The organism is Streptomyces sp. NPDC057307, assembly GCF_042667665.1.
Lineage (GTDB): Bacteria > Actinomycetota > Actinomycetes > Streptomycetales > Streptomycetaceae > Streptomyces.
This window is the reverse complement of the sequence record NZ_JBHUZM010000011.1, coordinates 100,841-112,036: the sequence shown is the minus strand read 5'-3', so window position 1 is coordinate 112,036 and position 11,196 is coordinate 100,841. Positions and strand designations below refer to the sequence as shown.

Genomic DNA, 11,196 nt, shown 5'->3' with positions numbered 1-11,196 from the left:
CGCCCGTACACCCCGGTGAACTACCAGGCGAACGCCTCCGGCGACGGCCCCGGACCCGGGAAGATCTCCTCCAGCGAGGTCAGTACCTCGTCCGACAGCTCCAGTTCGACCCCGCGCAGCGCGGACTCCAACTGCTCGGCCGTGCGCGGGCCGACGATCGGGCCCGTCACGCCGGGGCGCGTGAGGAGCCAGGCCAGCGCCGCCTCGCCCGGCTCGATGCCGTGCTTGTCGAGCAGGTCCTCGTACGCCTGGATCTGCTCACGGATCTTCGTGTCCGCGAGCCGGTCGCCCGAGCGCTTTCCGGAGCCGCCCTCGCGCTCCTTGCGGATCGCGCCACCGAGCAGCCCGCCCTGGAGCGGCGACCAGGGGATGACCCCGAGGCCGTACTCCCGCGCGGCCGGGATGATCTCCATCTCGGCGCGGCGCTCTGCGAGGTTGTACAGGCACTGCTCACTGACCAGGCCGTACGAGCCGAGGCGGCGGGCCGTCTCGTTGGTCTGGGCGATCTTCCAGCCGGGGAAGTTCGACGAACCGGCGTAGAGGATCTTGCCCTGCTGGATCAGGGTGTCTATCGCCTGCCAGATCTCCTCGACCGGGGTGTCGCGGTCGATGTGGTGGAACTGGTACAGGTCGATGTGGTCGGTCTGCAGCCGCTTGAGGCTGGCGTCCACCGCGCGGCGGATGTTGAGTGCCGACAGCTTGTCGTGGTTGGGCCACGCGTCGCCGTCCGCCGCCATGTTCCCGTACACCTTGGTGGCGAGCACGACCTTGTCGCGACGGCCGCCGCCCTGGGCGAACCAGGTGCCGAGGATTTCCTCCGTACGGCCCTTGTTCTCGCCCCAGCCGTAGACGTTCGCGGTGTCGAAGAAGTTGATGCCGGCGCCGAGCGCGTCATCCATGATGGCGTGGCTGTCGGCCTCGTTCGTGAAAGGTCCGAAGTTCATGGTGCCGAGGACGAGTCGGCTGACTTTGAGTCCGGTGCGTCCGAGCTGCGTGTACTTCATGACTCCACAGCCAACGCCTTCGAGCGCCCTCGAAGCAAGAGTCACTTCGCCGGGTGCGACATGAACACCGCGTGTCACACGAACCCGTCGAGCGCCGCCAGTTCCTCGCGGCGCATCGTGGCGCTGCCCTTGTGCCCGGCGTCCTCCACGACGACCAGCCGGGCGCCGGGCCAGGCGGCGGCCAGTTCCCAGGCGGTGCCGAGAGGGCCGGCGAGGTCGTATCTGCCGTGGATCAGCACCCCCGGGATCCCTGCCAGCCGTCCCGCGTCGCGCAGCAGCGCGCCCTCCTCCAGCCAGGCGCCGTGGGAGAAGTAGTGGGCGCAGATCCGTACGAGGGCCTGGCGGGCGGCCGGGGGCCGGCCGCTGTACGGGTCGGCGGAGCCGTGCGGTTCCTGCGAGAGGACGGCGTCCTCCCAGGCGCACCAGTCGGCGGTGGCTCTGGCGCGTACGGCGGGGTCGGGGCTTTCGGTGAGGCGGGTGTACGCGGCGAGGAGCGCGGGGGTGTCCACGCTCGACGTGTCGGCACCTTCGCCGTCGGCCGCCGCACCGGCGCGGAAGCGGTCCCACGCCTCGGGGAAGATCTGTCCGGCGCCCCGGTAGAGCCAGTCGATCTCGGTGCGGCGGGTCGTGGTGACGCTCGGGATGACGATCTCCGAGACGCGTTCCGGGTGGCGTTCGGCGTACGCCAGGATCAGCGTCGAGCCCCAGGAGCCGCCGTACAGCAGCCAGTTGTCGATGCCGAGCCGCACCCTCAACTGCTCCATGTCGGCGATGAGACGGTCGGTGGTGTTGTGCCGCAGGCCGACGGCGGGGTCGCTCGCGTGCGGGGTGCTGCGTCCGCAGTTGCGCTGGTCGAAGAGGACGACGCGGTAGCGGGCGGGGTCGAAGTACTGCCGGGTGCGCGGCTTGCAGCCGGAGCCGGGGCCGCCGTGCACGACGAGCGCGGGCTTGCCGGCGGGGTTGCCGCAGACCTCCCAGTAAACGAGGTTGCCGTCGCCGACGTCGAGCATGCCGTGGTCGTAGGGCTCGATCGGCGGGTACAGCTCGCCGGGGCGCCGGTCCATGGGAGGTCTCCTTCGGGGTGGGCTGCGTACGCTGGTGGTGGAGGTGCGCCGATGGCCCAGCGGGACGACGACGTCGAGGGTGGCGAGCCGCCGTGCATGCTGGAGTTGGTCTGCGAGGAGTGCGGGCGGCTGAACGACGACCCGGAGTCGGTGGCCTGCGGTGGATGCGGGCGGGCGCTCGGGCCGGCCGTCGGGCGGGCGCCCGGGTGGACGTTCGGGCGCGAGTGACGCCGGACGCGTACGCGCCCACCCGCTCACGGCCCACCCGCTCACGGCCCACCCGCTCACGGCCCACCCGCTCACGGCCCGCCGAGCCAGCCCTCCGCGTCCAGTCCGAACGCGTCCGGCGGGGTGACCGCGCGTAGGTCCGCCTCCAGGGCGCGCAGCCGGTCGGGGCCGAGGGTCGCGGCCCACCGGGCGCGCAGGTCGTCGAAGATGCGGGCCGAGCGGGCGAGCGCGTCGAGGCCGTGCGGGGTGAGGCGGACCAGTTTGCGGCGGGCGTCCGTGGGGTCGTCGGTGCGTGCCGCGTAGCCGAGGGCCACCAGGCGGTCGACGGTCTTGCCCGCGGCCTGTTTCGAGACGCCCAGTCGGCGGCCGACGGTGGCGGCGGTGGCGCCGTCGATGCCGATCGCCTGCATGGCGAAGCCGTGCGCGGGGCGGGCCTCCGGGTGGCCCTGGCGGGCGAGTTCCGCGTGCAACTGGTCGATCAGGGACCGGAATCCGGCGAAGAGGAGGAGCGGCAGCTCGTACCCGGGCGCGTCGGAGCCGGTTGTCCGGTTGCCAGAATCGACAACCTGGTTTACCTTTTTTTCGTCAACCATGTTGTCCATTCTAGGGCCGTCCGGCTTTCCCCGGGCTGTCCATCTCCGAGGAGGGCTCCGTGCGAGCCAGTACCACCTTCGTCGACCACACCCCCGACACCGCACCCCCCGGCTCCCGTCGCGCCATGGAGGCCACCACCCGCCATCTGGGGTTTCTGCCGTCCGCCACCGCCCGTCTCGCCACCTCGCCCCAGCTGCTCGACGGGTTCCAGAAGCTCACCGCCCTCTTCGACGGCGCGACGCTCGATCCGGTGGCGCGCGAGGTCGTCGTCATGACCGTCGTCACCCGCAACGAGTGCCACATCTGCGTGGCCATGCACAGCGGCAAGCTGCGGAAGCTGGGCGCGGCGGGCGAGTTGATCGCCGCTCTGACCGAGCAGCGGGCCCTGGCGGACCAACAGCTCGAAGCCGTAAGGCAGTTCACCCTCGCCGTCCTGGCAACCGCCGGGGACGTGGCCGACGCCGAACTCGACGCGTTCCTCGCGCACGGCTACACCGCGCGCAACGCCCTCGAAGTCGTCCTCGGCATCGGCACGTACACCCTCTCCACCCTCGCCAACCGTCTCACCCGCGCCCCGCTCGATCCCCAACTCGCCGCGCTGTGACGGCGTACGGCGCGCCCAGCCCCCACGCCTGCCGCATCGCGTCGGCGAACGCCCCGGCGAGCAGCAACTCCCCCGAGGGGCCGGGGTGGGTCCCGTCGTAGGTGTCGCGGTGGATGTCGTACGACGTGGGGCGGGAGGCCGTCAGCAGAGGGGAGGACGGTTCGTCCAGGTCGGCGACCGCCTTGGCCAGCAGGTTGTTGAAGTGCTCGACCTCGGCGGCGAACGCCGGGTCGGTGTCGGCGCGGATGTTGGGTATGACGGGCAGCAGCACGATCCGTACACGCGGGTTCGCCGCCCGCGCCTCGGCGATGAACTCCCGTGCGTACAGGGCTGTTTGGTCGCTGTTCGTGTAGAAGCCGAGGTCGATGAGGCCCAGCGAGACGAGCAGGGTGTCCGCGCGGTGCGCGGCGACCGCCCCGCGGATCACCGGCGCCATGTGCTGCCACCCCTCGCCCCAGCCCGCGAGATGCGGCCACGCCTCCGCGGGGAAGTCGGGGGCGCCGTACGCGTACGAGACGGGGGCGTCGGACCGGGCGTCGTACAGCCCGGTGCGCGGGCCGACGATCGCGTACGGGCCACCGTACGACGCGTTCAGGTGCTGCCACATCCGGTAGCGCCAGGTGAAGTCGCCGGCGCGGCCGATGGTCATCGAGTCGCCGACGAACATGAAACGCATCGGATCATCATCCCCGATCGTGGGCGGGCGGCCGAGCCCGGCCCGTGAGGTGGCAGTCTTGGGTCATGGTCAAGGTCTTCCGCCCGTCCTCGCGTCTCGCCGCCGCCCTGGCAGCGGCGGCGACGCTCGCCCTGGCCGCCCCGGTGGCGACGGCCGCCCCCGCCGCCGACCCCGACCGGAGCTTCCGGATCACGGACCCGCGGATCACCGAGTCCAGCGGCCTGGCCGCCAGCCGCGCGCACCCCGGTATCTACTGGACGCACAACGACCAGGACAAGCCCCTCATCTACGGCGTCGACTCACGCACCGGCGAGACCGTCGCGACGATCACCATGCGCGGCGTCGGGGAGCCCCGCGACATGGAGGCGATCTCCGTCGGCGCGGACGGCGACGTCTACGTCGGTGACATCGGCGACAACCTCAACGGCGGCTGGGACCACGTCTGGATCTACCGCTTCCCGGAGCCGGAGCGGCTCGCGGACACGACGGTCGACGCGACGCAGTTCACCGTGAAGTACGCGGACGGCCCACGCGACGCCGAGGCGCTGATGGTCCACCCCACCACCGGCCGCGTCTACATCGCCTCGAAGAACGAGGACGGCGGCGGCCTCTACGAGGGCCCGGCGAAGCTGACCACCGGCGGCACGAACACCTTCACGCGCGTCGCCGAGGTGCCCTGGGTGACCGACGGCGCGTTCTCGCCGGACGGCAAGGAACTGGTGCTGCGCTCGTACTTCAGCGCGCGCGGCTACGCGTGGCAGAACGGCCGCCCGGGCGCGGACCACCGGGTCCGGGCCCCGATCCAGGGGCAGGCGGAGTCGGTGACGTACACCTTGGACGGCTCGGCCCTGATGTTCGGCACGGAGGGCACGCGCAGCGAGGTCAACCGCGTCGACATCGAGAAGGACGGCGGCTCCTCGTCGGGCGGCGGCAGCGCGGCCGACGGCAGCACGGGCGACGACACCGGCGCCGACGGCGGCAACGTCACGATCGGCGCGGTGGCACTGGTGGGCGCGGCGGCGCTGTTCCTGCTGTTCCGACGCAAGAAGGGCAGCGCCTGACGCGCTGCCGTATCGTCCCGGGTGTGACTGATGCCACTGCTGCCATCCCGAGCGGAGTCGTCGCCGACTTGGCCGGCGCTTTCCGCTATGGAGAGGTGCGGGAGCACAGGTACCTCGCTGAGGGGCTCATGAACGCGAACTGGAGAGTGGACACCTCAGCCGGGGTGTTCGCCCTCAAACGCGTCACCGACGTGCCGCTCGATCGGCTGGTGCGCAACCTTTCCGTGTTGTCGGCGCTTGCCTCCGGCGGCGTCCCGGTGAGTGTGCCGGTGGCCACGAGTTCGGGTTCGCTGGTTGCTGAGATCGATCAAGGCATCTGGTGTTCCTTCCCCTGGGTGGACGGTGCCCACGTCCGAGGAGTTGACCTCGGCGTCCCCCAGGTAGCCTCGCTCGGGGCTCACTTGGGGCGGCTGCACATGGGCCTGAAGGTCGTCTGCGGGCGGGGTCTGTTGCCCGCAGGTCCTGATGTCCTCACCGCGGAGGCCACGCCGCCCGAGCGGGCCACCGAGAAGGCTGACCGGCTCGCCGGCCTCGTGCACGGCAAGGGAAACGGCGTTGGGTTCGACGCGGCGGCTGTGGATGCTCTCGATCGACGTCGGGCACTGATCACCAAGCACGCCGGGATCCGCCCACAGAACGCTGTCCCGGAGGGCCCGCACGGGTGGACGCACGGTGATGTCCAGTACCGGAACCTGCTCTGGAAGGACGGGGACCTTGCCGCCGTACTCGACTGGGATCGTGTGGCTGTTCGCCCGTACGCGGAAGAGGTCGCCCGGACCGCGCAGGTGCAGTTCGGTGTGGACGGGGTGTTCGATCTTCCTCGCGTGACGGCCTTCGTGCGCGGCTACCGTTCCGTGGTTCCGCTGGAGACGTCGGCGTTGCTGGATGGCGCCCGGCGGTTGTGGTGGAAGCGAATGACGGACTTCTGGCAACTGGAGTTCCACTACGACCGAGGTGACTTCTCGTTCGACGAACTCTTCACGGCGGACGAGGCGTTGCTGCACTGGTGGACGGAACGCCTCGATCAGGTCGAGGACGCGTTCGCCGCAGGGTAGATGCCGAGCGCTTCGAGCTCCGGCAGTATGGGGCGGACGCGGCTCCGCAGTCGTCCCACCGTCAGTCATTGGCACGGCGGTAACGACAACCGCAGTTCAAAGGGCCGTGCGACTCGGATCGCTAGCGCTTCGTGCGCTGTTCGACCAGGACCTCCAGGCCGTCGAGCAGGCGCTGGAGGCCGAACTCGAAGTGGTCGAAGTCGGGGCCGAACGCGTCCTCGCCGAGCGCGGCCATGTGGGGGTAGCGGCCGCTGGTCATCACCGACGACAGGATCGGCTCCTGGGCCCGCCAGAACTCGTCGTCGCTGATGCCGGTCGTCTGTTGTGCCTCGACGGAGTGCACCTGGGTGCGGGCGACCCCGGAGACGTAACCGCTGATCATGATGATCACGGAGACCAGCTCAGGGTCGGTGAGCCCCATGTCCCGGGTCCCGGCGAGCATCGACTCCATGCCGCCGACCGCGCCGGGGCCGAGGACGGGCCTGGTCTGGTTGACGGAGAGCAGCCAGGGGTGGGCCTGGTAGAGGGCGAGTTCCTCGCGGGCCGCCGTTTCGACGGTCTTCCGCCAGCCGGTTGAGCCCGCCGTCTCCGGGGGACGGCCGTTCTCGCCCTGGACGCGGTCCAGCATCAGGTCCACCAGTTCGGCCCGGCCGGGGACATGGCGGTAGAGCGACATCGTGCCCGCGCCCAGCTCGGTGGAGAGCCTGCGCATCGAGACCGCCGCGAGCCCTTCGGCGTCCGCGATCTCGACGGCGGCCGTGACGATCCGGTCGAGCGTCAGCCCCGGTTTCGGGCCGCGGGTGGCCCGCTCGCCGGTGCCCCAGAGGAGCTCCATGCTGCGTGAAACGTCGCCGCTGCCGCTGCTTTCCGTCGTCGTCATGGCCTCAGCGTAGTGGGCCGGAGAGTAATTGGGTACCGTGTACGCTTCGCGGGTACACCGTACTCAGTTCCTTGGAGGGGCAATGACCGAATACGCCGTACATGCCGAAGCGATCCGCAAGCGGTACGGGGACACGTACGCCCTCGACGGCTTCGACCTCGCCGTGCGCACCGGAACCGTCCACGGGCTCCTCGGCCCGAACGGCGCCGGCAAGACCACAGCGGTGCGCGCGCTCGCCACCCTGCTCACGCTCGACGGCGGGCGCGCGACCGTCGCCGGTGTCGACGTGGGCCGCGACCCGCGCACCGTCCGGAGCCTGATCGGGCTCACCGGGCAGTACGCGGCGGTGGACGAGATGCTCACCGGCCGGCAGAACCTGGAGATGTTCGGCCGGCTCTTCCACCTCGGCGGGCGGCGGGCCGCCCTGCGCGCCGGGGAACTGCTGGAGCGATTCGATCTGGTGGAGGCGGCGGGCAAGGGCGTGAGCGGCTACAGCGGCGGCATGCGGCGCCGGCTCGACCTCGCCGCGTCGATGATCCTCGCCCCCCGGGTCCTGTTCCTCGACGAGCCGACGACCGGGCTCGACCCGCGCGGGCGCGGCGAGGTCTGGGACGCGGTGCGGGCGCTGGTGGCGGGCGGTACGACGGTGCTGCTCACCACGCAGTATCTGGACGAGGCCGACAAACTCGCCTCGCACATCACGGTCATGGACCGGGGGCGGGCCATCGCGGACGACACCCCGGCGGAGCTGAAGAACACCGTGGGCGGCGATCTGATCGAGGTCGTCGTGCGCGAGGCGTACGCACTCACCGAGGTGGCCGAACTGGTCGCCCGCGTCGCGGGTTCGACGCCCGGCACGGACACCGAGGCACGCCGGGTGCACGCGCCGGTCAGCGACCGGGTGGCGGCGCTGACGGAGGTGGCGCGGGAGTTGCGGGACCGGGGGATCGCGGTGGAGGACCTCGGTCTGCGCAGGCCGAGCCTGGACGACGTGTTCCTGCGGCTGACGGGCCACCGTACGGAACCGGCTCCCGCGACAGCAACGAAGACCGAGGTGGCGGCATGACGACTCAGGTCGGCCTCGCACCGGAGGGCACGCACGGCCGCGCGTACTGGGCGGTGGTCGACTGCTGGAATCTCGTACGCCGCAGCCTGACCCACTACCAGCGCCAACCCTCCTTCATCCTCTGGACGTTGGGCTTCCCGCTCGTCTCCGTGCTGCTGTACGGCTATGTCTTCGGCAGCGCCATGAAGGTGCCGGGCGGCGGGGACTACCGGGAGTTCCTGATGCCGGGCATGTTCACCATGACGATGGCCTTCGGCTTCATGAACACGGCGACGGCCTTCGTCACCGACGCGGGCAAGGGCGTCCACGACCGGTTCCGTTCGATGCCGATGGCGCCGTCGGCGGTGGTCACGGGCCGGGGCGCGGTGGACCTGATCACGGCGGGCGCTGAACTGGCGATCCTCGCGCTCACGGCCCTGGCGATCGGCTGGCGCGCGGACGGCGGCCTGCCCGCCGCCCTGGCGGCCTTCGGCCTGCTCCTGCTGCTGCGCTTCTCACTGATCTGGGTGGGAGTCTGGCTCGGCCTCGTACTCCCCGGCCCCGAACAGGCGGGCAGCCTCTTCGCCGTCGCCTTCCCGGTGACGATGATCTCCAGCGTCTTCGTGGCCCCGTCGCTGATGCCGGACTGGCTGGGCACGGTCGCGGCGTGGAACCCGGTGTCCGCGACGGTGACGGCGACCCGCGAACTCTTCGGCAACCCGGTGGCGAGCGGCGGCAGCTGGCCGGAGGAACACGCGCTGCTGCTGTCGGTGGCCTGGCCGGTGGCGATCACGCTGGTGTTCGTACCGCTGGCGGTGCGGAGGTTCCAGCGGCTGAGCCGGTGAGGGTCAGGTTGCTTTCCTGGGCTCCCCGGCCTTGAGCAGGGCGGAGACGTCGAGCTTCACCTCGGCGCCGATGGAGTCCGGGAGGACGACCTGCTCACCGGGCGCGTGGATGCGGTGGCTGGCGTAGCCACCCTCGATGGGCTCGGTCAAGACATGCAGACGATTGTGCTTGCGGTCGACGATCACGTAGACGGGGATCTTGGCCTCTGCATAAGCGGTGACTTTGTCGCGCAGGTCCTGCTGGAAGTTGAGGTAGGTGACTTCCACGACGAGCCGGAACGCGGCCGGGTCGTAGCAGTTGAACTGGACCATACGGTTGTCGAGATCACTGTCGACCACCGACAGGTCCGGGATGGCGAAGTCTTCCGGACCGGTGGGCAGCCAGAGACCGATCGCCTGAAGCACCTCCGACTCCCCGCCGTGCAGATCGACCGCGATGAACGCGTGCATGAGGTCGGTCAGGGTCCTGGCGTGACCGGCGTCGGGGAGCGGGGCGATCCTGATGGCGCCGCCGATGATCTCGACCCGGTAGCCGGGATGCTGATCCATGAGGCGGTCGGCCACCCTGAGCAGGGTCTCCGGAGAGCCACTTGGCGCCTGCGGGGCCGAACTTGTGGACATGGGGCTCCCTTGACGGATACGCGGGTGACCGAACCCCACTCGAAGTCAGGCTGACCTGACTTCAACGCGGAGAGTCCGCCTGGGTCACGGCGTGCCGAGGAGCGGCGGCGGGGCGGGGCTGGTCGCAGTCGGCAAGGGGGCGCTGCCCGGCCTGGTCGGCGGCGACCAGGCCGGGTCGCACGTGTGGATCGCCTGCGGCACCGTGACGACCAGGGCACTCGCCTTGTACGTAGGCGGGGAACGCGATCAGCTACTGGCGCACGGCGTTCGGAACGCGCCGTGCGCCAGTGGCCGCCTGCTGCGTCAGAGCTTGTCGATCACGTAGTCGACACACGCCGTCAGCGCCTCGACGTCCGCCGGGTCGATCGCCGGGAACATCGCCACCCGCAGCTGGTTGCGGCCCAGCTTGCGGTACGGCTCCGTGTCCACGATGCCGTTCGCGCGCAGGACCTTCGCGATCGCCGACGCGTCGATCTCGTCCGAGAAGTCGATCGTGCCGATGACCTGCGAGCGGTGCGCCGGGTCGAGCACGAACGGGGTCGCGTACTTGGACGACTCCGCCCAGCCGTACAGCGCCCGCGCCGACGTCGCCGTGCGGGCGGTCGACCAGGCCAGGCCGCCCTGGGTGTTCAGCCAGGTCAGCTGCTCGTTCAGCAGGAAGAGCGTCGCGAGCGCCGGGGTGTTGTACGTCTGGTTCTTCAGCGAGTTGTCGATCGCCGTCGGCAGCGAGAAGAACTCCGGCACGTGCCGGCCCGAGCCGTGGACGCGCGCGGCGCGCTCCAGCGCGGCCGGCGAGAAGACGCCGATCCACAGGCCGCCGTCGGAGGCGAAGGACTTCTGCGGGGCGAAGTAGTAGACGTCGGTCTCGGCGATGTCGACCGGCAGGCCGCCCGCGCCGGACGTCGCGTCGACCAGCACGAGCGCGCCCTCGTCGGCGCCCGCGACCCGCTTGACCGGGGCGGCGACACCGGTGGAGGTCTCGTTGTGCGTGAGCGCGTAGACGTCCACGCCCGCCTCGGCCTCCGGGTCCGGGTGGGTGCCCGGCGAGGAGGAGATGACGGTCGGCTCGGCCAGCCACGGCGCGAGCTTCGACGCCTTCGCGAACTTCGACGAGAACTCACCGAAGGTCAGGTGCTGCGACTTGTTCTCGATCAGACCGTGCGTCGCGATGTCCCAGAAGGCGGTGGAGCCGCCGTTGCCCAGGATCACCTCGTAGCCCTCGGGGAGCTGGAACAGCTCGCGCACACCGTCGCGCACCGCGCCGACCAGGTTCTTCACCGGGGCCTGGCGGTGGGACGTGCCGAGGAGAGACGTACCGGTGGCGGCCAGGGCGTCCACCGCCTCCGTACGCACCTTGGAGGGGCCAGCGCCGAAACGACCGTCGGCGGGCTTGATGTCAGCGGGAATCTGAATATCGGCCACGGGCGGCAGCCTAGACGTTTTCCGTCGGCCGTCACGGGAGCGGTTCACGTCGTGAGATACGGGAGGCGGGGCATCCTGGGGGAATGGCTGAGCACAG

At 70.7% G+C, this 11,196-nt stretch carries 13 protein-coding genes; 6 read left to right on the top strand and 7 right to left on the bottom strand.

Features of this window, described 5'->3' with window-relative positions:
• Positions 1–20 precede the first annotated feature (20 nt).
• Complete coding sequence (locus tag ACFUN8_RS07350; protein WP_383632811.1) at positions 21–1,004, bottom strand: aldo/keto reductase; 984 nt, start codon at positions 1,002–1,004, stop codon at positions 21–23.
• A gap of 74 nt (positions 1,005–1,078) precedes the next feature.
• Complete coding sequence (gene pip, locus ACFUN8_RS07345) at positions 1,079–2,068, bottom strand: prolyl aminopeptidase (protein ID WP_383632808.1); 990 nt, start codon at positions 2,066–2,068, stop codon at positions 1,079–1,081.
• Between the two features lie 51 nt (positions 2,069–2,119).
• On the opposite strand from pip, the gene ACFUN8_RS07340 reads away from it, so the two are divergent.
• On the top strand, positions 2,120–2,296 hold the full coding sequence (locus ACFUN8_RS07340; protein WP_383632805.1) for a hypothetical protein: 177 nt from the start codon (positions 2,120–2,122) through the stop codon (positions 2,294–2,296).
• 71 nt (positions 2,297–2,367) lie between these two features.
• On the opposite strand, the gene ACFUN8_RS07335 is transcribed toward ACFUN8_RS07340, so the two are convergent.
• Positions 2,368–2,889, bottom strand: a complete 522-nt coding sequence (locus ACFUN8_RS07335) for a MarR family winged helix-turn-helix transcriptional regulator (protein ID WP_383632802.1) — start codon at positions 2,887–2,889, stop codon at positions 2,368–2,370.
• 125 nt (positions 2,890–3,014) lie between these two features.
• Here ACFUN8_RS07335 and ACFUN8_RS07330 point away from each other — a divergent pair, with 125 nt between their 5' ends.
• Positions 3,015–3,494: a carboxymuconolactone decarboxylase family protein gene (locus ACFUN8_RS07330; RefSeq protein ID WP_383632826.1), complete on the top strand. Its 480-nt coding sequence runs from the start codon at positions 3,015–3,017 to the stop codon at positions 3,492–3,494.
• Here ACFUN8_RS07330 and ACFUN8_RS07325 read toward each other — a convergent pair.
• Positions 3,454–4,170 carry a GDSL-type esterase/lipase family protein gene (locus ACFUN8_RS07325; protein ID WP_383632799.1) on the bottom strand — a complete coding sequence of 239 codons (717 nt, stop codon included), beginning with the start codon at positions 4,168–4,170 and terminating at the stop codon, positions 3,454–3,456. The genes ACFUN8_RS07330 and ACFUN8_RS07325 overlap by 41 nt on opposite strands.
• A 65-nt stretch (positions 4,171–4,235) precedes the next feature.
• Here ACFUN8_RS07325 and ACFUN8_RS07320 point away from each other — a divergent pair, with 65 nt between their 5' ends.
• Complete coding sequence (locus tag ACFUN8_RS07320; protein ID WP_383632796.1) at positions 4,236–5,231, top strand: WD40 repeat domain-containing protein; 996 nt, start codon at positions 4,236–4,238, stop codon at positions 5,229–5,231.
• A 23-nt stretch (positions 5,232–5,254) separates the two neighbouring features.
• On the top strand, positions 5,255–6,286 hold the full coding sequence (locus ACFUN8_RS07315; RefSeq protein WP_383632793.1) for a phosphotransferase: 1,032 nt from the start codon (positions 5,255–5,257) through the stop codon (positions 6,284–6,286).
• A gap of 121 nt (positions 6,287–6,407) precedes the next feature.
• Here ACFUN8_RS07315 and ACFUN8_RS07310 read toward each other — a convergent pair whose 3' ends face one another.
• Positions 6,408–7,166 carry a TetR/AcrR family transcriptional regulator gene (locus tag ACFUN8_RS07310; protein ID WP_383632790.1) on the bottom strand — a complete coding sequence of 253 codons (759 nt, stop codon included), beginning with the start codon at positions 7,164–7,166 and terminating at the stop codon, positions 6,408–6,410.
• Positions 7,167–7,248: 82 nt separating this feature from the next.
• Here ACFUN8_RS07310 and ACFUN8_RS07305 point away from each other — a divergent pair, with 82 nt between their 5' ends.
• Positions 7,249–8,232: an ATP-binding cassette domain-containing protein gene (locus ACFUN8_RS07305; RefSeq protein ID WP_383632787.1), complete on the top strand. Its 984-nt coding sequence runs from the start codon at positions 7,249–7,251 to the stop codon at positions 8,230–8,232.
• Positions 8,229–9,056, top strand: a complete 828-nt coding sequence (locus ACFUN8_RS07300; RefSeq protein WP_383632784.1) for an ABC transporter permease — start codon at positions 8,229–8,231, stop codon at positions 9,054–9,056. The genes ACFUN8_RS07305 and ACFUN8_RS07300 overlap by 4 nt, the downstream gene beginning before the upstream one ends.
• A 3-nt stretch (positions 9,057–9,059) precedes the next feature.
• Here the strand turns inward: ACFUN8_RS07300 and ACFUN8_RS07295 are convergent, their stop codons facing one another.
• Both ACFUN8_RS07295 and serC read right to left on the bottom strand, forming a co-directional pair.
• On the bottom strand, positions 9,060–9,677 hold the full coding sequence (locus ACFUN8_RS07295; protein ID WP_383632780.1) for a Uma2 family endonuclease: 618 nt from the start codon (positions 9,675–9,677) through the stop codon (positions 9,060–9,062).
• A 303-nt stretch (positions 9,678–9,980) separates the two neighbouring features.
• Positions 9,981–11,099 (bottom strand): phosphoserine transaminase, encoded by a 1,119-nt coding sequence (serC, locus tag ACFUN8_RS07290; RefSeq protein ID WP_383632777.1) that lies wholly within the window; start codon positions 11,097–11,099, stop codon positions 9,981–9,983.
• Positions 11,100–11,196: the final 97 nt, after the last annotated feature.